The organism is Microbacterium sp. NPDC064978, assembly GCF_044543605.1.
Taxonomy (GTDB): domain Bacteria; phylum Actinomycetota; class Actinomycetes; order Actinomycetales; family Microbacteriaceae; genus Microbacterium; species Microbacterium meiriae.
Genome location: NZ_JBITWF010000004.1, coordinates 409,177 through 431,352, shown reverse-complemented (window position 1 = coordinate 431,352; position 22,176 = coordinate 409,177). Strand labels below are relative to the sequence as shown.

The window sequence follows — 22,176 nt, the reverse complement described above, 5'->3', positions numbered from 1 at the left end:
GGATCACTCCCTGTTGCCCTGACCACTGCCGCGGCCGCTGTTCCGCCCGGTCGATCCTGCTCGTACACTGAGGGCACGCTCTCGACTCCAGAAACGGAGAACGCGTGTCTGCGACGTGGCACGATCCGCGGGAGGCGTCGCCGACGGCGTCTCGCCTCCTCGTCGAGCGTGCGCACGAGGAGCTCATCGCCGGCAATCTCGACGACCACCGCCTCCGCGAGGTGCGGCCACTCGTGCGGGAGTCGTGGGAGCGGTCCTGGCGCCGCCGTGTCGGTCCGGAAGCGCTGCCACCGCTCGACCTGTTCGAGGACGAGCTCGACGCCTATCGTCTGACTCACCCGCTCGCCTCCGCGATGGAGATGATCCGCGCGCTGCTGCTTCCCGGCGACTCCGAGGACTCGGGGGTCGTGATCGCCGTCGGAGATCAGGCAGGGCGCCTGCTGTGGATCGAGGGCGATGCGCAGCTCCGGTCCCTCACCGAGGGCATGGGGTTCGTGGCCGGCGCGAACTGGGCGGAGGACGCCGTCGGCACGAGCGCCCCGGGCACGGCGCTCGCCCTGGAGCGGTCGGTGCAGATCCGTGGGGCCGAGCACTACAACCGCCTGGTGCACCCGTGGTCGTGCAGTGCGGCGCCCGTGCGCGACCCGGAGACGCAGCGGGTCCTCGGCGTGATCGACATCACCGGCGGACCCGAAGTGGTGACCCCGCAGGCGCGACTGCTCGTCGACGCGACGGCGCGGGCGGTCGAGTCGGAGCTCCTCGTGGCGCGGCTGCAGCGACGAGCGGAGCCTCCAGCTCGTCGACTGCCGGGCAGGACCCCGCCGGAACCCCTCGCTCGCGCGCGACTGCAGGTGCTCGGACGCGACCGTGCCCGGTTGGAGACCGCATCGGCACACGAGGAGGCCGTCACCGAACTCAGCGCGCGGCATGCGGCCATCCTCCTGATGCTGGCCGTGCACCGCCAGGGCCTCTCCGCCGACCGGCTCGCGGAGCTCGTCTACGGTCCCGGGGTCTCGCCGGACACGCTGCGGCCGGAGATGGTGCGCCTGCGCAAGGTCCTGGAGCGGGCGGCCCCGGATCTCGTGCCGGAGTCCCGCCCGTATCGCCTTCCGGTGCCGCTGGAGACCGATGCTCAGGACGTGCTGTCCCTCCTGGATCGCGGCGCGCACCGGGTCGCGCTGACGGCCTACCGGGGGCCGGTGCTGCCGGATTCGACCTCGCCCGGCGTCGAGGAGTTCCGCGATTCGGTCCGTGCGGCGCTGCGGGAGGTGATGCTGTCGGGGGCGAGTCTGGACGTGCTGCTCGCCTATGCGGACACCCCCGAGGGGAGCGAGGACGCGGAGGTGCTGCGGCTCGCGCTGGAGATGCTCCCGGCGCGCTCGCCGCGTCGTGCCGGTCTCGTGACGCGGATCGAGCGCCTCGGCTGATTCGAATCGCCCGATTGGTGCCATTTCGGCCGCGGATGCAGCCAGGTGAGCGATTCGAACGGGGCGCAACCGGCTGCAACGTTGCGCACCGGGAGTGCAACGGGGAGCGGCCTAGCGTCGAGGGAACACCGCGGCATCGACTCCGCGGCGCCCCCGTCGAAGGAGACCCCATGACCATCGTCGAAGAAGACGTGTCCCTCGCCTACGCCGCCCCCGGACAGCTCGGAGCGGTCGCGAACTACCGGCCCCGCTACGGTCACTACATCGGCGGCGAGTTCGTCGAGCCCGCCAAGGGCCAGTACTTCGAGAACATCAGTCCCGTCAACGGCAAGCCCTTCACCGAGGTCGGCCGCGGCACCGTCGAGGACATCGACCGCGCCGTCGACGTCGCCTGGAAGGCCTTCGGCGCCTGGGGCAAGACCAGCCCCGCGGAGCGCTCCGTGATCCTGAACCGCATCGCCGACCGGATGGAGCAGCGCCTCGAGGAGATCGCGGTCGCGGAGACGTGGGAGAACGGCAAGCCCGTGCGGGAGACCCTCGCCGCCGACATCCCGCTCGCGATCGACCACTTCCGCTACTTCGCCGGGGTGCTCCGCGCGCAGGAGGGCGGCATCAGCCAGCTCGACGAGAACACCGTCGCGTACCACTTCCATGAGCCGCTCGGCGTGGTCGGGCAGATCATCCCCTGGAACTTCCCGATCCTCATGGCCGTGTGGAAGCTGGCGCCGGCGCTCGCCGCGGGCAACTGCATCGTCATCAAGCCTGCGGAGCAGACCCCCGCGTCGATCCTGTTCCTGTTCGACATCATCGGCGACCTGCTGCCGGCCGGGGTCGTGAACATCGTGAACGGCTTCGGGATCGAGGCCGGCGCGCCGCTCGCGCAGCACAAGCGCATCCGCAAGGTCGCCTTCACCGGCGAGACCACGACCGGCCGCCTCATCATGCAGTACGCCTCGCAGAACCTCATCCCGGTCACCCTGGAGCTCGGCGGCAAGAGCCCGAACGTCTTCTTCGAGGATGTCGCCCGCTCCACGAGCGACCCGTTCTACGACAAGGCGCTCGAAGGTTTCACGATGTTCGCGCTCAACCAGGGCGAGGTCTGCACCTGCCCGTCACGCGCCCTCATCCAGCGCTCGATCTACGACGGCTTCCTCGCCGACGGCCTCGAGCGTGTGGAGAAGGTCGTGCAGGGCAATCCGCTCGACCCTGCGACGATGATCGGCGCGCAGGCCTCGAACGATCAGCTGGAGAAGATCCTCAGCTACATCGACATCGGCAAGCAGGGCGGGGCCCGGCTGCTCACGGGAGGCGAGCGCGCCGACCTCGGCGGCGACCTCAGCGAGGGCTTCTACGTGCAGCCGACCGTGTTCGAGGGGACGAACGACATGCGGATCTTCCAGGAGGAGATCTTCGGTCCGGTGCTCTCGGTCACCTCGTTCGACGACTTCGACGACGCGATCTCGATCGCGAACGACACCCTGTACGGGTTGGGGGCCGGTGTGTGGAGTCGCAGCGGCGACACCGCGTACCGCGCGGGCCGGGCGATCGAGGCTGGTCGCGTGTGGACGAACACCTACCACCAGTACCCGGCGCATGCCGCGTTCGGCGGGTACAAGCAGTCGGGGGTGGGCCGCGAGAACCACAAGATGATGCTCGACCACTACCAGCAGACGAAGAACCTCCTCGTCTCGTACGCGGAGGGCCCGATGGGCTTCTTCTGATCCGCCCGAGCCCGGGTGTCGGGCGGCGCTCGCCGCGCCGTCCGGCACTCGGCATTCCGGAAGGAGTCCCATGGCCAGTCAGACCACGCCCGCCCGCGTCGCGGTGACCGACCCCGCCGCCGCGCTCGTCCGCGAACTCACCGCGAAGCACGGGCCGCTCATGTTCCACCAGTCCGGCGGCTGCTGCGACGGCTCCGCCCCCATGTGCTACCCCGTGGGGATGTTCCTCACCGGTCCCGGCGACGTGCTCCTCGGCACCCTCGACGTCGGGCTCGACGATCCGGTCGAGGTCTACATGTCGGCCTCGCAGTTCGAGTACTGGAAGTTCACGCACCTCACCATCGATGTCGTGCCGGGACGCGGCGCCGGGTTCAGCGTCGAGGGCCCGACGGGGATGCGGTTCCTCATCCGGTCGCGAATGCTCGACCCTGCCGAGCTGGCGGGCCTCGGCCTGGCCTGAGGGCCTTCGAATCGCCCGATGGGTCCCATTTCGGCCGGAGATGCAGCCAATCAAGCGACTCGAACGGGATACGCTGGCCCCATCGTGAACGCACCGCACCGACCCTCCGTCCTCTTCGTCTGCGTCCACAACGCGGGGCGCTCGCAGATGGCCGCCGGCTTCCTCCGGCACCTCGCCGGCGACCGCATCGAGGTGCGCTCCGCCGGGTCGATGCCCGCTGCCGAGATCAACCCCGTCGCAGTGGCGGCGATGGGGGAGCTCGGCATCGAAATCACGGCCGAGCAGCCGAAGGTGCTCACGACCGAGGCCGTGCAGGCGTCGGACGTCGTGATCACGATGGGCTGCGGTGACGCGTGCCCATTCTTCCCCGGCACGCGCTATGAGGACTGGGTGCTCGATGACCCCGCCGGCCAGGGGATCGATGCCGTCCGGCCGATCCGCGACGACATCCGCCGCCGCATCGAGACTCTCGTGGCCGAGCTGCTCTGACCCGCGCTCAGCCCGCCCCGTCGAGCACCTTCAGGGGGAGAGCTTCGGCCTGGAGCTCTCTGGCAGCGACGGCACCCGAGTGCCCTGGACCCGGACTGCGGAGTTCAGGTAGAGAGCTGCCACTGCGAGCGCCACCAGGCCACCGAGCACGGCCAGCACCGGACTCGGTGAAGCGAATGCTCCGAAGGAGGCCATGATCCCTTGGATCAAGAACATTGCGCTGAGGAGGATTCCGCTCCCTCGTGTGCTGGTCATCTTCCACCAGGGGCGTGGGGCGTCCGACTCTCCGGGGCTACGGAACGTTCGTGCCGCCACCACGACGGCCGCCACGATAACCACGGTGGCCCACACGAATCCGAGTTCGAACCTGAGGACCGTGAGCGGTACGACGGTGAGCACGATCCCGACGATGACGACGAGCAGATACCCGACCTTGGCGGTCGGTGTCTTGATGCGCATGAGTAGCACGTTACGCGTTGGTTGACGAATCGGTCAACGAATGTCCTCGCCGACCTCGTCGTCACGCCGACGGAGAGGCCGCGGCGAGCACAGCACTCCGCAGCCAGGAGCGGTAGCGGTCCGGCGACCAGCCGGACTGCACGACGAGCTGCTGGTGGCTCTCCGGCGAGAGCAGGAACGACAGCACGTCGGCGAGGGTGTCGCCGTCGCCGTCCGAGGCGACGATGCCCCGGCGCTGCAGTTCCGCCGCGAACCCCCGGTAGTCCGCCGCCCGGTTCGCGAGGATGCGCTGCAGGGCGGCATCGACGACCGGGTCGGAGAGCGCCGCGCCCAGGAGGACCGTCCAGAGGGCATGCCCGCGCTCGTTCGCGGCGCCGATCTGCGTGATGACGGCGTCCAGGAAGACGTCGTCGGGCAGGGCCGTCAGTCCCGAACCGGCCTCGGTGTCGGCGAGGGTCTCGGCGGCTTCCGAGCCGGAGAAGGTGACCTCGAAGGCGGCGATGAGCAGTTCCGCCTTCGCCGCCGTGGTCTTCACCGTCTCCGCGGACACCCCGGCCTCCTTGGCGATCGCGGAGATCGTCGTCGCCTGGTATCCCTGCGCGGCGAACAGGCGGGCGGCCGCCGCGACGATGCGCGCACGGGTCTCCTCGGCCTGTCGGGTCCGCAGGGCGGAGCGGTAGGGGCGTGCACTCGACGTCATTGACTTTCCTCAAGGGGTGATGAATACTTCAACGGTACAACCAACCCTATCGAGAGAGCCGCCATGTCCCGTTACCTCCTCACCTGCACTCCCGCTCACGGGCACGTGCTCCCGCTGCTGCAGGTCGCCAGGCACCTGGTCGCGGGCGGGCACGAGGTCCTCTTCCTCACGAGCAGCCGCTACGAGGAGCGGGTGACAGCGGCCGGTGCGCTGTTCCGCCCGCTGCCCGCGGAGGCCGACGTCGATCTCGACGACGCGAACGGCGCGTTCCCCGAGCGCGAAGGTCTCACCGGGGCGGCCGCGCTCCGTTTTGATATGAGCACCCTCTTCATCCGCCCGGGTCGGGCTCAGCTCGAGGCCGTGCGCGTCGAGCTGGCGCGGAACCGCATCGACGCGGTCCTCACCGAACCGCTGTTCGTCGGTGCGGCGCTGCTGCAGCGGTTGCCGAAGGCCGAGCGGCCCCCGGTCGTGGTCCTCGGGATCTTCCCGCTCGGCGCTCGCAGCGTCGACACGGCCCCGTTCGGGCTCGGAGTCACGCCGATGTCCGGGCCGTTCGGACGCGTGCGCAACGCCTTCCTGCGTCTGGTGGCGGAGCGCGTGATCTTCGGGGGCGTGCAGAAGGAGGCCGATGCCATGGCGCGCGAGGCCGTCGGCCGCGATCTCGGCGGATTCGTGCTGGACTGGGCGGGCCGCGCCGACGCGTACGTGCAGTTCTCCGTGTCCGCGTTCGAGTACCCGCGCTCTGACCTCCCGGCGTCCGTGCATCTCGCCGGCCCCCTTCCGGCCGCGCCGTCGACCGTGCCACTGCCCGACTGGTGGTCCGACCTGGACGGCCGGCGGCCCGTGATCCATGTCAGTCAGGGCACCATCGCCAACGCCGACTTCGGTCAGCTCGTGCTCCCCACGATCGCCGGGCTCGCGGCAACGGACGCCCTCGTGGTGGTCTCCACCGGCGGTCGTCCTGTCGACGCGCTCCCGGCGGAGCTGCCGGCGAACGTCCGGGTCGCCGAGTACTTGCCCTACGACCGGCTGCTGCCGGAGATCGACGTGTTCGTCACCAACGGCGGCTTCGGCGGGGTGCAGCAGGCCCTGGCCCAGGGCGTCCCGCTGGTGGTCGCGGGTCAGACGGAGGACAAGGTCGAGGTCTCCGCCCGAGTCGGGTGGACCGGCGTGGGCATCAACCTGCGGACGAATGCGCCGAAGCCGGGACAGGTCGCCGCGGCCGTGCACCGGGTGCTGGCCGAGCCGGCGTTCCGCGACCGTGCACGGCAGGTCGGAGAGGCGATGCGCGCTGCGGACGCCTGGCAGACGCTCGACGCGGTCCTGGCGGGGGAGGCCACCCGGGCCGCACCAGACAGCGCGATGCACCGCTGACTGCCGCGCGGGAAAGTGCATTCCCGCGCATGAACGCAACCGGGTGCAACGTCCGCCGGTATACCATCCGGGTATCGCCACGCAGCGTCAGTCCCCAGCTGACCACGGGCGGGACGGTCGAACCGTCAATGCGGAGGGAACGTCGAATTCCTTTCGATCCCGAGGGGGGATGGGGTGGGCGTCGGTTCCCCAGAACGACACCCACCCCCACATCGGACTCGTCGTCAGTTCCAGCGGCTGAGCATCCAGAAGACCGCGAAGCCGATCACCACGAGGATCGGCACCCACGTGCCCGTGCGCTTGAGGCGCCGACCCTGCGGCGCGACCCCCGGCGGTGGGGTGATCATCCCCGCCGGCGGAGCGAACGGGAGAGCGTGGCCCCCGGGCGCCGCCGCGGCAGCGAGGCGGTCGTCGCGCCACCGCGCCCACTGGTCGAGCTTGGTCAGCAACGCGCCCACCGTTCCGAACAGCCAGGCCCACGTCGCCGGATCGAGTGTGGAGGCCCGGCGGGGCGTGTAGAGGAACAGCCAGTCGTCGACGATCTCGACGTCGAGCTGCGCGGCGTTGTCGATGAAGCGCGCCATGATGTCGGGCGTGAAGAGGTAGAGCGCGTCCTGCTCGTAGCCGTCGGGGCAGTAGAGGGTGAAGTGCTGATCGAAGTCGCCCTCGAGCGACAGACGCTGCGCCCGCTGGAACGATGCCGGCAGGTTGGAGCCGAAGCCGTTGTTGCCCTTCGCGTCGAGCACGATGTTCGGCAGGGGCACATCCAGCTTCACGGCGACGTAGCCCCAGCGATACGTCGTCGAGTTCTTCCCGGACTGCACCGTGTACTGGTAGTTGCCGAACTCCACGAACCGCGGGTGGGTTCCGCGGACGAGGTCGGTGGCCAGGCGCGAACGGCCGAGGTGGAAGATCATTCCGGGGAGCGGCGGATCGTCCACGCGGGGCTCGTACGTCATGCCGTTGGCTTGGGCGAACCGGTGCAGGCGGTACCGAGCGGTGCGCGCGTTGCGGACGCCCATCCAGACGAGCACACCCACTCCCGCCGCCACCAGGAGCAGGAGGACGAGCGGGATCGCCGCGGAGGCGGGGGACCCACTGCCCGCTGCCAGCGTCACCACCACGGAGCCGAGGATCGGGAGCAGCACGACTCCGGCGATCGCCACGGCTACGACGGCGATGATCGACGACACCGCCATGCAGGTCGTCCGCCGGGACCGGAGCTCCGCCGTGAAGGCGCGGACGGCGGCCGGGTCGACCGGATCGGTGAGGGGACGCGCGTCGAACGACGCCGACGCCTGCGGAGACGTCATCGGTTGACCTCGTCGGCGTCCCAGGTGAGGTCGGCGCCCTCGCGAAGCGCCTTCGCCTCCAGACGTTCGTCCGTGCAGATCGCGCGGACGAGGTCGGGCGAGCCCGCGACGATCGTGGAGTCGTAGTCGATCTCCGAGACCATCACCCACGTGCGATCCTTCGGCCACAGGATGTTCGGGCTCTGCGCGGAGGGCGGGAAGCCGTGCTCCTCGCCCACCCGGTCGCGCCACGGCACGCCGAGCACCCAGGCCGGATCGATGAAGTCCCTGGCGCCGCCGGAGAACAGCACGTAGTCGCGCCCGGGGAGCTGCAGCCGCGGCCCTTCGGAGATCTCCCGCGAGAGGATGCCGTCCTGCCAGGTGGGCTTCCGGAAGACGTTGTTGAACGGGTCGTGGATGCTCCGGTCGAGCATCGCCTGATGGTTCGGGTCGTCGCTGAACGTGAGGAACGCGCGGGACGGGCCGTCGCCGAAGAACCCGACGAGGGCGCCGAACCCGTCCCAGAGCGCGACGACCCCGTCGTCCGGGGTCGCGGTGTGGGCGGCGAGGTGCCCGGCCAGGATCGACACGAGGTCGTTGTCGAGCGCACCCTCCAGCGGCGCCGTGAACTCGCGGCCGTCCGGAGCGATGCGGGTCCGCCAATCGGCGTCGACGGGAGTCCGCACGATCCGGTGCCACTGCGCCTCTGCGTGCATCGTCGTGCCGAAGGCGGCGGCGGTCTGCGCCCAGCTGACGCGTACCTCGGAATCCGCTGCCGTGGGACTCTCCCGCACGGTGGCGGGATGGAAGACCCGGGCGTACGCGGGGAAGCCGCGGGGGACGACCGCGTGCATGCTGCCCAGACCGTCGTCGAGGGTCTCGCGCAGCCACGCGCCGACGCCGGGGTCTGCGATCCACTCCATGCGACCACGGTACCGGCCGTGTCCGACGACGCGAGCCGCGGCCGTGGATCCCTCATAATCGAGGGGTGACTGCCACCGCGACCCTCCCTTCCCTCGACGGCCGACGCTTCCGCATGGTCTCGTCCACGACCTCCGCCGTCGATCCCGACGCCCCCAGCGTCTTCGAGTACTTCGAACGCGACGGCGCGATCTGGGGCGGCTACGAGGGCGACACGGTCACCTTCGGGAAGTTCGTGGGCACGCGTACCGGCGACACGATCTGGGTCTCGTTCGTCCACGTGCTCAAGGCCGACGGCACCGTCGTCACCGGGGACGGCGAGAGCGAGCTGGAGCTCACCGACGACGGCCGCATCCGTCTGGTCGAGCACTACGAGATGCACGGCCTTCCGCAGCTGAGCGTCGTCGAGGAGATCCCCGCCGCCTGACCTCAGCGCGGCGGGAGTGCATCCCGACCGGGGGAGGCCGGCGTCCACCGGGTCATCCCCAGCGGGACCTCGGTCTGCCGCTCCGGCAGGTCGCCGGGCAGCAGGTAGGGCCGCCGGATCACCTCGTCGAGCACGACGACGCTGACCACGGTCCGCACCTCCGGAAGCTGCGCGATGACCCCCGTCGAGAACTCGTGCACGCCGCTCACGTCGACGGCGCGGATGAGCAGCATCGCGTCGTGCTCCCCGGTCGTGATCGCGCACCATTCCACGTCCGGCATCTCGATGATGCGCTCCCGGAACGAGGCCCAGGCCTGCGGCATCACCGTGACGAAGACGAGCGCTCCGATCGACAGCCCGGCCTTCGCCTGATCCACGCGCGCGCTGAATCCGGTGATGACGCCGTCGTGCACGAGCGACTCGACACGTGTGTAGGCGCTGGCCCGCGAGATGCCGACCTTCTCGGCCAGCGCGGCGATCGAGACGCGACCGTTATCGCGCAGCACATCGAGGATTCTGTACGCCGTCTCATCCAAAGGGGCGGCACTTCGTCCAGATTGCTTCGACGGATCCGCGTCCTTGCTGGACATATTGCTCCTCACATCCGAGGTTCTCGACAATGCGTGCCTGTGTGACGCGCACTTGCTGGACACATCGTCGCATATGATGCGAATCTGATCCCCGGTCGTCCACATCGGTGGCGACCGGACCCGAATGTACTCCTCGCCCTTGGAGGCCCTGATGTCGTCACGCCGTATCACGCCGGTCATCGCGCTCGGAGCCGTCGCGCTCCTGGCGCTCGCAGGTTGCTCGGGAGGGAACTCGGCGAACAACTCCGAGTCGTCCCAGGGCTCCGACTCCCTCGTCATCGACACCGCGTTCTCGATCGAGACGACCGACCCCGGTCACACCTACGACCCGACCGGCAACATGATCGCGAAGGCGCTGTACGAGACCCTCGTCGACTTCGAGGGCTCCGACGTCTCCACTCCGGTCCCTGGCCTGGCGTCGTGGGAGCAGAACGACGAGGCGACCGAGTTCACCTTCACGCTCGACGGCGATCGCGTGTTCTCCGACGGCTCGCCCATCGAGGCGAAGGACGTCGTGTTCTCGCTGCAGCGCATCCAGGGCATGGCAGACGCCAAGCCCAACTTCCTGCTCGGCGGCCTGACGATCGAGGAGGTCGACGACAAGACCATCCGGTTCACCTCGGAGACCCCGCTGCTGCAGCTCCCCGCGATCCTCGCGAACCCGGCGCTCGGCATCGTCAACGCCGACGTCGTCATGGAGAACGGCGGGACCACCGACGGCTCCGACAGCGCCCAGGGCTTCCTCGACGGCGAGTCCGCCGGATCCGGCCCCTTCGTGCTGGACACGCTCGACCTCAGCTCGCAGGTCGTCCTCACCCGCAACGACGAGTACAACGGCGACGAGGAGTCGGCCTACAGCCGCGTCGTCGTGCGCAACGTCTCGGAGAGCGCGACCCAGCTCGCCAACCTCAAGGGCGGCGACTCGATGGTCGCGATGGACCTCAACGGCGACCAGGTCGCGGGCCTCGGCGACGACATCAGCGTCGACTCGGTCCCTTCCGGTCAGACCATCTTCCTGCTGCTCAACCAGGGCGAGGCCGGCGGTGACCTCGCGAACGTGAAGATCGCGGAGGCCATCCGCTACGCGCTCGACTACGACGCGCTGCTCGAGCTCGCGGGCGCGGGTGCCGTGCAGGCGACCGGCGTCATCCCGCCCGGGTTCGAGGGTACCCTCGACAGCGGCGTGGAGCAGGACCTCGACAAGGCGAAGGCCGCTCTGGAGGAGGCCGGCTACACCGGTCAGACCCTCAAGCTCCAGTTCCCGAACGACTACCCGGTCGGCGGCGTGGAGTTCACCCCGCTCGCGGAGCGCATCCAGGCGCAGCTCGAGGACGCCGGCATCGCCGTCGACCTCGCTCCTGCACCGTTCGCGACCGAGCTCGACGCGTACGTCAACGGGACCGAGGGCTTCGGCCTCTGGTTCTGGGGTCCGGACTACGCCGACTCCGCGAACTTCCTGCCCTTCGCGCCCGGTCTGAAGGTCGGCCTCCGCGCCGGCTGGGCGGCCGAGGCGAACCCGGAGATCGCGGGCATCGCCGCCGGTGCGGCCGCGGCGACCGACGCCGAGCAGCGCACCGAGGCCTTCACGGAGTTCGCCGAGGCCATGCAGGCCGAGGGCCCGTTCGTGCCGCTGATCGTCCCCGGTCGCAACATCTCCTCCGCCTCCAGCGTGTCCGGCGCCGTCTACAACTCCGTGTGGGAGATGGACATCGCCGAGATCGCGCCCGCCGGCTGATCGGACGACTCATGACGACAGTGGCCGTGCAGAGGCAGGCGCAGCGGCGCCGCTCGCCTCTCGTCGGATACCTGCTGCGGCGGGCCGGGACCTCCCTGCTCCTGTTGGTGGGCGTGACCATCGTCACGTTCGCGCTCACCAACCTGGTGCCGGGAGACCCGGTCTCGGCCGCGCTCGGCGAGGGCGCGTCGCAGAACCCCGCGACGCGCGAGGCGTTCATCACGGCGAACGGTCTCGACCAGCCACTGTTCGTGCAGTACTTCATCTATATGGGGAACCTGCTCCGCGGGGACCTCGGCACGTCGCTGGTGACCGGACGCCCGGTCACCAGCGACCTCGCCACCGCCGTGCCCGCGACGATCGAGATCGCGATCAGCGCGATCATCGTCAGCCTCGCGGTCAGCATCGTGCTCGGCACGCTCGCGGCCTACCGTCGCGGACTCGTCACCGACCAGGTCATCCGCGTCGTCACGCTCGTCGGGCTCAGCGTCCCGACCTTCTGGCTCGCGCTGGTCAGCTTCTACGTGTTCTTCCTGGAGCTGCGCATCGCGCCGGGCTCCGGACGCATCTCGCCGTCGATCACCCCGCCGCCCCGTGTGACCGGGCTCTACACGGTCGACTACCTCCTCAACGGCGACGCGGTGGGCTTCTTCGACGCCCTCGCGCACCTCGCGCTGCCGGTCATGGTGCTCTCGCTCGTGACCATCGGACTGCTCACCCGCTTCATCCGCACCTCGGTGCTCGAGGTCCTCGGCAGCGACTACGTGCGCGCGGCCCGTGCCAAGGGCCTGCCGGCCATGCGCGTCATCCTCGACTACGTGCTCCGGGGTGCCTCGCTGCCGATCCTGACGGTGGTCGGCGTGGCCTTCGGAGCCCTGCTCTCCGGAACGGTGCTCGTCGAGTCGGTGTTCGCCTGGCCGGGGCTGGGCACGTACGCCTACAACTCCGCCGCCAATCTCGACCTGCCCGGCATCATGGGTGTCGGTCTCGTGGTCGGTGTCATCTACCTCCTCATCAACTTCATCGTGGACCTGCTCTACGGCGTGCTCGACCCGAGAGTGAGGATCGCATGAGCCGCATCGCCGCAGCGACCCCCGCCGGACGCTTCCGCTTCCGCTGGCCGCGCGCCTGGCGCACCCCGCTCGGCATCATCGGCACCGTCATCGCCGGTGCGTGGATCATCGTCGCCTTCACCGCGCAGTGGTGGGTGCCCTACCCGCCGAACGCGCAGGTGCTGCCCCGTCTGCAGGCGCCGGGAATCGACACGATCCTCGGTACCGACGGCAACGGCCGCGACATCTTCTCCCGGTTGATGACCGGCGCGACGGTGAGTCTGCCGCTCGCGCTCATGCTCGTGATCGCCGCCCTCATCATCGGCACCCTCGTCGGCGCGGTCGCCGGGTACTTCGGGCGCGCCGTCGACGAGACGCTCATGCGCATCACGGACCTGTTCATGGCGTTCCCGACCGTGATCCTCGCGATGGTGGTCGCGGCCTCGCTCGGCCCCTCGCTGTTCAACGCCGTCATCGCCGCGATCGTGGTCTCGTGGCCGCAGTACGCCCGCGTCACCCGCAGCATCGTGCTCGGTCTCCGCGGACAGAACTACGTGATCGCGGGCCGCCTGCTCGGACACTCGCCGGTGCGCACCCTGTTCGTCGACATCCTCCCGAACATCGCCGGCCCGGTCCTGGTGCTCGCGACACTCGACATCGGCGCGGCGATCCTGCTGCTCTCCGGCCTCTCCTTCCTCGGCCTGGGGGCGCAGCCGCCGACGGCCGAGTGGGGGTCGATGATCTCCGGTGCGATGCAGAACTTCGACGCCTGGTGGCTCGGAGTCTTCCCCGGTCTCGCGATCCTCACGGTGGTGCTCGCGTTCAACTTCCTCGGAGACGCGATGCGCGACGTGCTCGACCCGACCGCCGAGATCGCCCACGAGAAGCAGGCGGAGCACACGGCTTCCGCGACGGGGGTGCCCGCATGACCGCGCACAGCACGGCGACGCTGAGCATCCGCGACCTCACGATCGACATCGGCCGTCCGCTGGTCAAGGGCGTGTCCCTGGAACTCGAACCGGGGCGCATCCACGGCCTCGCGGGGGAGTCCGGCTCCGGCAAGACGCTCACCTCCCTCGCCGTGCTCGGCCTGCTGCCGCGACAGGCGAAGACCGGCGGCTCGATCCTGCTCGCGGGGGAGGAGCTCGTCGGTCGCAACCGCCGGGGGCTCAACCGCATCCGCGGGAAGCGGATCGCGATGGTCTTCCAGGATCCGTCGGCCTCGCTGCACCCGCAGCTTCCGGTCGGTCGGCAGCTCACCGATCACATGCGCGTGCATCTCGGGCTCAAGGGCGCCGCTGCGCGCGAGCGGGCGGTGGAGCTGCTCCAGACCGTGCAGGTGCCGAATCCGGCCGAGGCGTTGAAGCGGTATCCGCACCAGTTCTCCGGCGGGCAGCGGCAGCGCATCGCGATCGCGTGCGCCCTCGCGTGCGATCCGGAGGTGCTGCTCGCGGACGAGCCGACGACCGCCCTCGACGTGACGGTGCAGGCCGGCATCCTGAAGCTGCTGCGCGACCTCGCGATCGAGCGGAACCTCGCCGTCCTGCTCGTGACCCACGACCTGGGCGTGATGAGCGCGATCGCCGACACGGTCGCCGTCATGAAGGACGGTCGCATCGTGGAGCTCGCCGACCGGGAGACGCTGTTCCGCGCTCCGCAGCACGAGTACACCCGCATGCTGCTCGCGGCCCTGCCGGGATCGCGCATCGATGAGAGCCCGGAGGAGGCCGCGGATGAGTGAGGTCAGCGTCCTCGACGCGCGCGACGTGGTGGTGCGGTATCCGGGCACCCCGCCCGTGATCGCAGTGAACGGCGTCTCGCTGAGTGTCGCGGCGGGAGAGACGGTCGCCCTCGTGGGCGAGTCCGGCAGCGGCAAGTCGAGCCTGGCCCGCGCTGTCGTCGGCATCGAGAAGACCGCCGGCGGGACGGTGTCGTTCCGCGGAGCCCCCGTCGCGCCGCTGGGGATCCGTCGTCGTGACACGGCGCTCACGGGCATCCAGATGGTCTTCCAGGACCCGGCGACCTCGCTGAACCCGCGCCGGCGGATCGGCGACCAGATCTCCGACGGCATCGCGACCGCCCGCGCGCGCGGTGTCGCCGGTTCCACCGTGGAGGAGTGGCTGGAGCGGGTCGGACTGCCCGCTGAGGTGCGCACCCGCTTCCCGCATCAGTTCTCCGGCGGCCAGAAGCAGCGCATCGCGATCGCCCGAGCGCTCGCCGCGCGGCCCTCGCTGCTCGTCGCCGATGAGCCGATCTCCGCGCTCGACGCGTCCACCCAGACGAGTGTCGCGGGGCTCATGCGCGACCTCGTGGCCGAGTCCGGCGCCGGGATGCTCTTCATCTCCCACGACCTCGCCGTCGTGCGCCGCATCGCCGACCGCACGTTCGTGATGTTCGGCGGGAGGGTGCTCGAATCAGGGCCGACCGCTGAACTCTGGGCGGCGCCGCGGCACCCCTACACGCAGGCGCTGCTCGCCGCGATCCCGGAGCCCGACGGCACCGGCCGCATCCCCGATGCCCCCTCCGCCGACGACCGCGCGGTCTGGGCCGAGGTGCCTCCCGTCGCCTACTGACGCCGGATACGGCGAGCTGCCGTCATGCTCCGTCAGGAGACTCGTTCGAGATGCGTCGGGCCCGATCGAGGTCTTCGGCCCGGAGGAGCTTCGACGCCTGAAGGATCTCGACGCCGAGAAGGTGCCCGTCGGCGTCGAAATCGAGGATGATCTCCCCGGCGCCGTGCGGGTTGCGTATCTCCGGTACCTGCGCGGCGGATTCGCCCGCGTGGAGCTCACGTCCGACCGGGAGGTACGCAGCATCCGCTTCGGGGTCATATCTGAGGTGCATCAACGGCCTCCGCTCGTTCCTCCGCCACCGGTCCTGGTGACGGCGAAGGGCCGGAGCATGCACCCCGGCCCTTCGCGTGTCTCGTGCGATCAGAGCGGCGCGACGATGTCCTGCTTCACGTCCCACTCGGTGATCTCGAGCGCGACGTCGACCGACTGCCCCTGGACGGTCGCGGAGCTGGTCGAGGCGAGGTTGACGTAGTCCTCGGTGACCTCGAACACGACCTCGACGGGCGTGCCCGCCTGCTCGACGGTGCCGCTGACGAGGTAGACCTTCTGGCCGAGGCGCTCGCCGGTGCCGGTCACGGTGAAGTCACCCGTGATGGCCTTCGCCGTCTCGGCGGGGTCCATCGCGGTGACGTCCTTCGCGGTGGTGCTGAGGCCCGCGATGATCGGGTCGCTCGACGACGGGTCGGCGGTCTGCCAGTCGCTCGACGGCGACTTCACCCAGACGTCGTCGCCGATCGCGACGATCGAGCCCATCGGGGAGAGCGACTCCAGCGCCTTCTCGGACGGGTTGAAGCGCGTGGTGGACTCCATGCCCATCACGACGGTCTTGGCGGCGTAGCCGGCAGTGTCGGTCATGGCCTCGGCGATGCAGGCGCCGAGGGCAGAGCCGTCGACGGTGGCGCCGTCGGTGAGCTCGGGGCAGTCGGTGGACGGCGCTTCGGCCTCCTGCGACGCGGCCCCGCTCGGCTTCGACTCGGCCGGCTTGTCCGACGCTCCCGCCGAGCATCCGGTGAGCATGACGGCGGCGGCGAGCACGACGCCGACCCCCCACTTGTTGACGCGCATGGCGCCCCCCTCCAGGTCACGTGCCGATGACCGTCACCAGGCACGCCCTCCAGCATGCCAAGGACCGAGCGGATGTGCGGGAGGCGGTTCCGAGGAAACTCCGCTAGACTGTCGAGGTTGTCTGCCTTGCGGCGTCCATTCGGGATTCCACGGGCGGGCACGTGCACACACCCTCCTGCTCCCGGGAAAGCCCCGAGAGCCGTTCTAGTCCGAAGGAGGTGGGTAAGTGACGCACCAGTACGAACTCATGGTCATTCTGACCCCCGAGATCGACGAGCGCCAGGTCGCCCCGACGCTCGACAAGTTCCTGAAGGTCATCACCAACGATGGTGGCTCTATCGAGAACGTCGACATCTGGGGCAAGCGCCGTCTCGCCTACGAGATCCAGAAGAAGACCGAGGGCATCTACGCCGTCGTCAACTTCACCGCGACCAGCGCCGCCACGCAGGAGCTCGACCGTCAGCTCAAGCTGAACGAGCAGATCATGCGCACCAAGGTGCTCCGCGCTGAAGAGGCTCAGGCGATGATCGCTTCCGAGGCCAAGCGCTCCGAAGAGAAGGCTGCCCGCAAGGCCGCCAAGGCTGCGAAGGCCTAAGTCTCATGGCCGGCGAAACCGTCATCACCGTGGTGGGCAACCTCACCGCCGACCCCGAGCTGCGCTACACGCAGAACGGGCTGCCGGTGGCGAACTTCACCATCGCATCGACGCCTCGCAACTTCGACCGTGCCGCGAACGAGTGGAAGGACGGCGAAGCGCTGTTCCTCCGCGCCTCGGTGTGGCGTGAGTTCGCCGAGCACGTGGCGGGCTCGCTCACCAAGGGCATGCGCGTGATCGCGCAGGGTCGTCTGCGCCAGCGTTCCTACCAGGACCGCGAGGGCAACCAGCGCACCGCGATCGAGCTGGAGGTCGACGAGATCGGCCCCTCGCTGCGGTACGCGACCGCGCAGGTCACCCGTGCGGCCTCGGGCGGTGGCGGCGGGGGACAGTCCCGTCCCGCGCAGCAGCAGCAGGTGTCGGAGGAGCCGTGGTCCACACCCGGCTCGTCGACCAGCGCCGACGCCTGGAGCACTCCGGGCAGCTTCGGCGACGACACCCCCTTCTGAAAACACTTCTTCACGGGTGGGTCCCTGAGCTTGTCGAAGGGCCGCACCCCGCTCATCACTAAGGAAAAACTATGGCTGGAAAGTCGAGCGGCGACCGCCGCAAGCCGCGGAAGGGTGGCAAGCCCACCGCTCCCGCGAAGTCCATCCGGGTCGGTGTCATCGATTACAAGGATGTCGCCACCCTTCGCAAGTTCGTCTCGGAGCGCGGCAAGATCCGCGCCCGTCGTATCACCGGTGTCTCGGTGCAGGAGCAGCGTCTGATCGCCACGGCGATCAAGAACGCGCGCGAAATGGCGCTCCTGCCCTACGCTGGCGCCGGCCGGTAAGGGGTATCGAGATGGCAAAGCTGATTCTCACGAACGAGGTCGCCGGGCTCGGTAGCGCCGGTGACGTGGTCGAGGTCAAGAACGGGTACGCCCGCAACTTCCTCATCCCGCAGGGCTTCGCTACGGCGTGGACCCGCGGTGGCGAAAAGCAGGTCGCATCGATCCAGGCCGCGCGTCAGGCACGCGCGATCCACGACCGCGACGAGGCTGTGGCCCTGAAGAACACCCTCGAGGGCACCAAGGTGCGCCTCGCGGTGAAGGCCGGCAAGGAAGGCCGTCTGTTCGGCTCGGTGAAGACCGCCGACGTCGCAGAGGCCGTCACGGCTGCGGGCCTCGGCTCGATCGACAAGCGCAAGGTGCACATCACCTCGCCCATCAAGGCGACCGGTGAGCACGAGGCGACCGTGCGTCTGCACGAGGACGTCACTGCCGTCATCACGCTGCAGGTCGTCGCCGCCAAGTAAGGCACCCGACGGGCCCTGCCTGTCGAACAGAACGCCCCCTGTCCTCCGGGACAGGGGGCGTTTCTGCGTCTGGACGCGGGTCAGGCGGCAGGGGTGCTGCCTGATTCCATCGTCTGGTCGATGAGGTGATGCCTCCGTCGACGCTGCGCGACGAGCGCCCACGCCAACGCCACGATGCCGAGGCCGAACACCGCACCGCCGACGAGGAGCGGGACGTTCAGCGGCTCCTCGCCACGGGCAGCGGCGGCGAGGGTGCACCCGGGAGCGTCCGCGTCGAACACCGAACCGGCCGCGATGCAGTCGTTCAGCACGGTGACCTGACGGGCATAGGCCTGATCGGTGTGGACGCTGATCTTCCCGTCCGCCCCCACCTCGCACGGGTTGTCCTCCGTGCACTTCTCCCCGTCGGTGTTGCTCGAACTGTTCACCCCGACGATGGTCTTCCCGTCGGCGGCGACGAGGGCTGCCCCGGAGGTGCCGTGGTAGGTCTCGCAGTCCTCGCCCTTCGCCAGTCGCAGCGAGTCGTAGAGCTCATACTCGCCTTCGCGCAGGGTGGGGACGACCGTCTCGACGGTGCAGGTGAGGCCCTCATCCGCCTGCAGGGTGACCACGTCTCCGATCTTCGGCGGCGCGGCGGCGATGTCCAGGACGGTGACGCCCTGCGATTCGAGGTCGGCGTAGGAGGCGTCGAGCCGATAGAGCGCGAGATCGGTGCCGGTCATGGTGGCGAACAGCAGCCGCTCGGTCCTCGACGTGGTCAGGAGGTACCCCTTCTCGTCCTTGAACGGGACCGAGGAGTCCGATGATCGGTCGAGCTCGAATGCTCCAGGCTGCGGGATGTCTCGAGACGGATCCACGGCCGGGGTGCAGTGCCCGTTGGTGAGGAGGAGGGCATGGTCCTCGACCGTCGACGCCGCGGCTCTGACGATGGAGGACGCGCAGGGCCCGACGCCCGGGTAGCCGGCGAGGGGGTCATGGGGCACGACGTCATCGGGAATCGACTCGTACGTCGACATGACGGTCCGGATCCAGTCGGCGTGCGCGGTCACGTCGGTGAAGAGGCCGCTGACCTCCGGGTTCTGGTCTTCGCTGCCGGTGAGTATGCCGGCGAGGGCCCACCCTCCGTTCACGCGGACGAGCAGCGGCCCCCCGGAGTCTGCGTTTCCGGTCTTGCCGTCGCCGGCGCACATCTCGCTGGCTCGTTCGATGGTGGGGCAGTCGGCGTTGTCGAGGACTCGCGCGTCGAACTCCTTCAGCATCGTCGGGTAGTGGGATTGTTCGCCCGGACTCGCGTCATTACCCCAACCGAGAAAACGCACCGCCGTGCCTACCTTCGGCCGCGCCGACGCGAGAGGGATCGGCGTCTGCGACACCGGCTCGTCGAAGCGCAACAGCATGAGGTCTTCACCGAACACGGGCTCGGTACCCCCGGGGAGGCGGAAGAACCGGCTCACCGTGGCGACCTCACCGCCTTCCGTCACGTCGGCGGAACCGAACTGGACCGTCCATCCCTTCGGCCTTCCCGTGCTGACGAGGTTGTTCTTGCGGCAGTGCGCGGCGGTGAGGCCCCAGTTCGCGTCGATCAGGGTGACGCCGCAGCCGTTGCCTCCCGGCCCCGGCGTCTTCGGGTAGCCGGGCTTGTAGGCGCCCATGAAGGGGTAGGGCTCCGTCGCGTCGCTGCCGTCGCTGATCGCGAGCGCGGGCGTCGTGCCCGCGAGGACCAGGAGCGAGGCGAGCACGGCGGCGACGAGGTATCTGATGCGTGTCATGCGAAGGACCGTACGGACGGGGATGTTGCAGGACTGTCGCCGGATTCGCATACGCTCTCGCAACATCCGGTGGGGTGGACTGGTGCCATGACCGCAGCGACGACATCGCGCGCGCCCTGGGGCGATGCCGCGAAGGGGCTGCTGATCGTCCTCGTGGTGTTCTGGCACGTCGTGCTGAAGACCTACCTGCAGGTCGACTGGCGGCTCGGCATCCCCCTTCCCGGAGCCTGGGGTCTCGCGAGCGACCTCATCTGGCCGTTCCTCATGCCGCTGTTCCTGTTCCTGTCCGGATACTTCGCCTCCGCAGCGTTGGCTCGACCGTGGGCGGCCGTGCTCCGTCCGCGCGTGGGCCGCTTCCTCTACCTCTATCTCCTCTGGAGCCTCATCCATGCCGCCGCGATGTGGGCGTTCCCCGACTTCCCGACGTTCGTACCGAGGAGTGTCTCCGCGTTCGTGGAGGGGGTGACGATCAGCCCGCCGAACACCTGGTACCTCTACGCCCTCGCGCTGTACTTCGTCGTCGCGAAGGGATTGCAGCGACTGCCGCGCGGCGTCCTGCTGGCGGGTTCCGGAGTCCTCTCGGTGGCGGTGGCCGCCGGGCTGGTCGATGTGGTGAGCAACCGCGGATCGCTCCTCTACAACCTCTTCTTCTTCCTCGGAGGTGCGTACCTCGCACCGCGCATCCGTCGCTTCACCGCTCGTCCGCGACCAGCACTCGCCGGGGCCCTGATCCTCGGGTACCTCGCCGCCTACGCCGTCATGCGCGTGACGGGTACGGAGACCGTTCCCGGGGTGTGGCCGGCGGTGTCCGTCCTCGGGGTGGCGATGGGACTCGCGGTCGCCCCGATCCTCGCGGGCCTCCCTCTGGTCGGGCGGGGCCTGCAGGCGCTCGGCGTCCGGACCCTGCCGATCTACCTCCTGCACATGCCGCTGCTCGCGCTCGCCGACGCCGCGCTCGGGGGAGTGCTGTCCGAGGCGGGGCAGGCGGTGCAGCTGATCGCGGCCGTCCTGCTCCCGGTCGTGCTCACGGCGGCTCTCGTCGCCGCGTGCATCGGCCTCGATCGCCTCACCGCTCGCGATGGACTCGCCTGGCTGTGGGATCTGCCTCGTCGGCGGGCCGCGGTCGACGGCGCGCCTCGCAGAGTCCCCTGGCGGACCCCGGTCGCGATGCTGGCACTGCTGGGGGTCGGCCTCGCCGTCAGCGCGGCAGCGGCGATTCCCGCCCGGCCGGCCGCGACCGCCGACCGCGCCGCCACCAACGAGGGCGAGGTCAGCATCGGCGCCGTCGGCGACATCCTGCTGTACGACGCGTCGCGCGGGATCCCGGTGGATCGCGGACGATCGACCTTCGACGCCGTGCGCCCGTGGTTCACCGAAGACATCGTCACCGGCAACCTCGAGCAGGTGATCGCGGCCGACACCGGCGTCGACAAGTGCGGCGGGAGCGACCACTGCCTCGCGTTCCGCAGCGAGCCGGATGCCGCTGCGGCGCTGCGCGGCTTCGACGTGCTCAATCAGGCGAACAACCACAGTCACGACTTCGGCCGGGAGGGCGTCGACGAGACGAGGGCCGTTCTGCGCGCGGAGGGCATGGACGCCGTCGGGGACCGGAACGAGGTCGTCGTGACGAGGGTGGGGGAGACCACCGTGGCCCTGGTCGGCTTCGCGCCGTACGGGGGATTCAACCGGGTCACCGACCTCCGTCACGTCGGTCAGGTGGTGCGCGCGGCGGCGGAGCAGGCCGATCTCGTCGTCGTCCACGCGCACATGGGCGCCGAGGGACCGGAGGCGGACGCGGTCACCGGGGGGACCGAGCTCAGCTTCGGGGAGAACCGGGGCGATCCGCAGGCGTTCGCGCACGCGGCCGTCGACGCCGGGGCCGATCTGGTGGTCGGGCACGGTCCGCACGTCGTCCGGGGTGCGGAGTTCTACCGTGGCCGGCTCATCGCGTACAGCCTGGGCAACTTCGCGGGAGGGGGCGTCTTCGGGGCCGAGGAGGAGACGCGCTTCGGCGCCTACCTGTCGGTCCGTCTCCGCGCAGACGGAACGTATCTCGGCGGACAGGTCCGCTCGATCGTCTTGGAGGCCGACGGCGGCGCCCCGGCGCCCGATCCGACCGGTCGGGCCGGCGCCCTGATGGACGAGCGCGGCCGACGGGACTTCCCGGGCAGTGCCGCCGTCGTCGACGCCGACGGGTTGATCGCCCCGCCGTGAGGATAGGCTGCTGG

Annotated in this window: 24 protein-coding genes; 16 read left to right on the top strand and 8 right to left on the bottom strand. The window is 69.7% G+C overall.

The window, feature by feature from the left end; genetic code table 11:
- Window positions 1-104: 104 nt before the first annotated feature.
- From ACIGJI_RS15105 to ACIGJI_RS15090, 4 genes are all read left to right on the top strand, one after another.
- Window positions 105-1,427, top strand: coding sequence for a GAF domain-containing protein (locus ACIGJI_RS15105; RefSeq protein WP_259953759.1), 1,323 nt, complete (start codon window positions 105-107; stop codon window positions 1,425-1,427).
- Between the two features lie 170 nt (window positions 1,428-1,597).
- Entirely contained in the window at window positions 1,598-3,148 is a 1,551-nt protein-coding gene (locus ACIGJI_RS15100) for an aldehyde dehydrogenase family protein (RefSeq protein ID WP_363446071.1), read from the top strand.
- A 70-nt stretch (window positions 3,149-3,218) separates the two neighbouring features.
- Entirely contained in the window at window positions 3,219-3,608 is a 390-nt protein-coding gene (locus ACIGJI_RS15095) for a DUF779 domain-containing protein (protein ID WP_363446073.1), read from the top strand.
- An 84-nt stretch (window positions 3,609-3,692) separates the two neighbouring features.
- Window positions 3,693-4,097: an arsenate reductase ArsC gene (locus tag ACIGJI_RS15090; RefSeq protein ID WP_363446075.1), complete on the top strand. Its 405-nt coding sequence runs from the start codon at window positions 3,693-3,695 to the stop codon at window positions 4,095-4,097.
- 30 nt (window positions 4,098-4,127) lie between these two features.
- On the opposite strand, the gene ACIGJI_RS15085 is transcribed toward ACIGJI_RS15090, so the two are convergent.
- Both ACIGJI_RS15085 and ACIGJI_RS15080 read right to left on the bottom strand, forming a co-directional pair.
- Window positions 4,128-4,556 carry a hypothetical protein gene (locus ACIGJI_RS15085; protein WP_363446077.1) on the bottom strand — a complete coding sequence of 143 codons (429 nt, stop codon included), beginning with the start codon at window positions 4,554-4,556 and terminating at the stop codon, window positions 4,128-4,130.
- Window positions 4,557-4,617: 61 nt separating this feature from the next.
- Window positions 4,618-5,256, bottom strand: coding sequence for a TetR family transcriptional regulator (locus ACIGJI_RS15080; RefSeq protein WP_363446079.1), 639 nt, complete (start codon window positions 5,254-5,256; stop codon window positions 4,618-4,620).
- A 63-nt stretch (window positions 5,257-5,319) separates the two neighbouring features.
- Here ACIGJI_RS15080 and ACIGJI_RS15075 point away from each other — a divergent pair, with 63 nt between their 5' ends.
- Window positions 5,320-6,630, top strand: coding sequence for a glycosyltransferase (locus ACIGJI_RS15075; RefSeq protein WP_363446081.1), 1,311 nt, complete (start codon window positions 5,320-5,322; stop codon window positions 6,628-6,630).
- 224 nt (window positions 6,631-6,854) lie between these two features.
- Here ACIGJI_RS15075 and ACIGJI_RS15070 read toward each other — a convergent pair whose 3' ends face one another.
- Window positions 6,855-7,943: a hypothetical protein gene (locus ACIGJI_RS15070; protein WP_363446083.1), complete on the bottom strand. Its 1,089-nt coding sequence runs from the start codon at window positions 7,941-7,943 to the stop codon at window positions 6,855-6,857.
- A complete protein-coding gene (locus tag ACIGJI_RS15065) occupies window positions 7,940-8,845 on the bottom strand; it encodes a hypothetical protein (protein ID WP_363446085.1) in 906 nt (301 codons plus the stop codon). Before ACIGJI_RS15065 ends, ACIGJI_RS15070 begins: the two co-directional genes overlap by 4 nt.
- 65 nt (window positions 8,846-8,910) lie before the next feature.
- On the opposite strand from ACIGJI_RS15065, the gene ACIGJI_RS15060 reads away from it, so the two are divergent.
- Window positions 8,911-9,270, top strand: coding sequence for a hypothetical protein (locus ACIGJI_RS15060; RefSeq protein ID WP_231729533.1), 360 nt, complete (start codon window positions 8,911-8,913; stop codon window positions 9,268-9,270).
- Window positions 9,271-9,272: 2 nt separating this feature from the next.
- Here ACIGJI_RS15060 and ACIGJI_RS15055 read toward each other — a convergent pair whose 3' ends face one another.
- The gene (locus ACIGJI_RS15055; protein WP_234024180.1) at window positions 9,273-9,860 is read right to left on the bottom strand and encodes an Lrp/AsnC family transcriptional regulator; all 588 of its coding nucleotides are present in this window, start codon (window positions 9,858-9,860) and stop codon (window positions 9,273-9,275) included.
- Window positions 9,861-10,011: 151 nt separating this feature from the next.
- Here ACIGJI_RS15055 and ACIGJI_RS15050 point away from each other — a divergent pair, with 151 nt between their 5' ends.
- The 5 genes from ACIGJI_RS15050 to ACIGJI_RS15030 are packed head-to-tail and all read left to right on the top strand — an operon-like array spanning window position 10,012 to window position 15,220.
- Window positions 10,012-11,595, top strand: a complete 1,584-nt coding sequence (locus ACIGJI_RS15050; protein WP_363446087.1) for an ABC transporter substrate-binding protein — start codon at window positions 10,012-10,014, stop codon at window positions 11,593-11,595.
- An 11-nt stretch (window positions 11,596-11,606) separates the two neighbouring features.
- Window positions 11,607-12,668 (top strand): ABC transporter permease, encoded by a 1,062-nt coding sequence (locus ACIGJI_RS15045; protein WP_187662750.1) that lies wholly within the window; start codon window positions 11,607-11,609, stop codon window positions 12,666-12,668.
- Window positions 12,665-13,576, top strand: coding sequence for an ABC transporter permease (locus tag ACIGJI_RS15040; RefSeq protein WP_187662749.1), 912 nt, complete (start codon window positions 12,665-12,667; stop codon window positions 13,574-13,576). The genes ACIGJI_RS15045 and ACIGJI_RS15040 overlap by 4 nt, the downstream gene beginning before the upstream one ends.
- On the top strand, window positions 13,573-14,388 hold the full coding sequence (locus ACIGJI_RS15035) for an ABC transporter ATP-binding protein (protein ID WP_187662748.1): 816 nt from the start codon (window positions 13,573-13,575) through the stop codon (window positions 14,386-14,388). Before ACIGJI_RS15040 ends, ACIGJI_RS15035 begins: the two co-directional genes overlap by 4 nt.
- Window positions 14,381-15,220 (top strand): ABC transporter ATP-binding protein, encoded by an 840-nt coding sequence (locus tag ACIGJI_RS15030; protein ID WP_363446089.1) that lies wholly within the window; start codon window positions 14,381-14,383, stop codon window positions 15,218-15,220. Before ACIGJI_RS15035 ends, ACIGJI_RS15030 begins: the two co-directional genes overlap by 8 nt.
- A gap of 22 nt (window positions 15,221-15,242) precedes the next feature.
- On the opposite strand, the gene ACIGJI_RS15025 is transcribed toward ACIGJI_RS15030, so the two are convergent.
- Window positions 15,243-15,491, bottom strand: a complete 249-nt coding sequence (locus tag ACIGJI_RS15025) for a DUF2283 domain-containing protein (protein WP_363446091.1) — start codon at window positions 15,489-15,491, stop codon at window positions 15,243-15,245.
- An 89-nt stretch (window positions 15,492-15,580) separates the two neighbouring features.
- Window positions 15,581-16,285 carry a hypothetical protein gene (locus ACIGJI_RS15020; protein ID WP_315636742.1) on the bottom strand — a complete coding sequence of 235 codons (705 nt, stop codon included), beginning with the start codon at window positions 16,283-16,285 and terminating at the stop codon, window positions 15,581-15,583.
- 226 nt (window positions 16,286-16,511) lie between these two features.
- Between ACIGJI_RS15020 and rpsF the strand changes: the two genes are divergently transcribed.
- The 4 genes from rpsF to rplI all read left to right on the top strand — a co-directional run bounded on the left by rpsF (window position 16,512) and on the right by rplI (window position 18,179).
- Entirely contained in the window at window positions 16,512-16,880 is a 369-nt protein-coding gene (rpsF, locus tag ACIGJI_RS15015) for a 30S ribosomal protein S6 (protein WP_021201450.1), read from the top strand.
- Window positions 16,881-16,885: 5 nt separating this feature from the next.
- Entirely contained in the window at window positions 16,886-17,389 is a 504-nt protein-coding gene (locus ACIGJI_RS15010) for a single-stranded DNA-binding protein (RefSeq protein ID WP_025102815.1), read from the top strand.
- Window positions 17,390-17,460: 71 nt separating this feature from the next.
- Window positions 17,461-17,715, top strand: coding sequence for a 30S ribosomal protein S18 (rpsR, locus tag ACIGJI_RS15005; protein ID WP_017829850.1), 255 nt, complete (start codon window positions 17,461-17,463; stop codon window positions 17,713-17,715).
- Between the two features lie 11 nt (window positions 17,716-17,726).
- Window positions 17,727-18,179: a 50S ribosomal protein L9 gene (gene rplI, locus ACIGJI_RS15000; RefSeq protein ID WP_187662744.1), complete on the top strand. Its 453-nt coding sequence runs from the start codon at window positions 17,727-17,729 to the stop codon at window positions 18,177-18,179.
- An 80-nt stretch (window positions 18,180-18,259) separates the two neighbouring features.
- On the opposite strand, the gene ACIGJI_RS14995 is transcribed toward rplI, so the two are convergent.
- Window positions 18,260-19,948: a trypsin-like serine protease gene (locus ACIGJI_RS14995; protein WP_363446093.1), complete on the bottom strand. Its 1,689-nt coding sequence runs from the start codon at window positions 19,946-19,948 to the stop codon at window positions 18,260-18,262.
- Window positions 19,949-20,035: 87 nt separating this feature from the next.
- Here ACIGJI_RS14995 and ACIGJI_RS14990 point away from each other — a divergent pair, with 87 nt between their 5' ends.
- Window positions 20,036-22,162: a CapA family protein gene (locus tag ACIGJI_RS14990; RefSeq protein WP_363446095.1), complete on the top strand. Its 2,127-nt coding sequence runs from the start codon at window positions 20,036-20,038 to the stop codon at window positions 22,160-22,162.
- The last annotated feature ends 14 nt before the right edge of the window (window positions 22,163-22,176 follow it).

Bases quoted from the DNA above. Each gene is read 5' to 3' on its own strand.
- ACIGJI_RS14990 (WP_363446095.1), top strand. From the start codon at position 20,036: ATGACCGCAGCGACGACATCGCGCGCGCCCTGGGGCGATGCCGCGAAG.
- ACIGJI_RS15070 (WP_363446083.1), bottom strand. From the start codon at position 7,943: ATGACGTCTCCGCAGGCGTCGGCGTCGTTCGACGCGCGTCCCCTCACC.
- ACIGJI_RS15080 (WP_363446079.1), bottom strand. From the start codon at position 5,256: ATGACGTCGAGTGCACGCCCCTACCGCTCCGCCCTGCGGACCCGACAG.
- ACIGJI_RS15075 (WP_363446081.1), top strand. From the start codon at position 5,320: ATGTCCCGTTACCTCCTCACCTGCACTCCCGCTCACGGGCACGTGCTC.
- ACIGJI_RS15085 (WP_363446077.1), bottom strand. From the start codon at position 4,556: ATGCGCATCAAGACACCGACCGCCAAGGTCGGGTATCTGCTCGTCGTC.
- rpsR (WP_017829850.1), top strand. From the start codon at position 17,461: ATGGCTGGAAAGTCGAGCGGCGACCGCCGCAAGCCGCGGAAGGGTGGC.
- ACIGJI_RS15045 (WP_187662750.1), top strand. From the start codon at position 11,607: ATGACGACAGTGGCCGTGCAGAGGCAGGCGCAGCGGCGCCGCTCGCCT.
- rplI (WP_187662744.1), top strand. From the start codon at position 17,727: ATGGCAAAGCTGATTCTCACGAACGAGGTCGCCGGGCTCGGTAGCGCC.
- ACIGJI_RS15010 (WP_025102815.1), top strand. From the start codon at position 16,886: ATGGCCGGCGAAACCGTCATCACCGTGGTGGGCAACCTCACCGCCGAC.
- ACIGJI_RS15050 (WP_363446087.1), top strand. From the start codon at position 10,012: ATGTCGTCACGCCGTATCACGCCGGTCATCGCGCTCGGAGCCGTCGCG.
- ACIGJI_RS15040 (WP_187662749.1), top strand. From the start codon at position 12,665: ATGAGCCGCATCGCCGCAGCGACCCCCGCCGGACGCTTCCGCTTCCGC.
- ACIGJI_RS15065 (WP_363446085.1), bottom strand. From the start codon at position 8,845: ATGGAGTGGATCGCAGACCCCGGCGTCGGCGCGTGGCTGCGCGAGACC.
- ACIGJI_RS15025 (WP_363446091.1), bottom strand. From the start codon at position 15,491: ATGCACCTCAGATATGACCCCGAAGCGGATGCTGCGTACCTCCCGGTC.
- ACIGJI_RS15035 (WP_187662748.1), top strand. From the start codon at position 13,573: ATGACCGCGCACAGCACGGCGACGCTGAGCATCCGCGACCTCACGATC.
- ACIGJI_RS15095 (WP_363446073.1), top strand. From the start codon at position 3,219: ATGGCCAGTCAGACCACGCCCGCCCGCGTCGCGGTGACCGACCCCGCC.
- ACIGJI_RS15100 (WP_363446071.1), top strand. From the start codon at position 1,598: ATGACCATCGTCGAAGAAGACGTGTCCCTCGCCTACGCCGCCCCCGGA.
- ACIGJI_RS14995 (WP_363446093.1), bottom strand. From the start codon at position 19,948: ATGACACGCATCAGATACCTCGTCGCCGCCGTGCTCGCCTCGCTCCTG.
- ACIGJI_RS15030 (WP_363446089.1), top strand. From the start codon at position 14,381: ATGAGTGAGGTCAGCGTCCTCGACGCGCGCGACGTGGTGGTGCGGTAT.
- ACIGJI_RS15020 (WP_315636742.1), bottom strand. From the start codon at position 16,285: ATGCGCGTCAACAAGTGGGGGGTCGGCGTCGTGCTCGCCGCCGCCGTC.
- ACIGJI_RS15055 (WP_234024180.1), bottom strand. From the start codon at position 9,860: ATGTCCAGCAAGGACGCGGATCCGTCGAAGCAATCTGGACGAAGTGCC.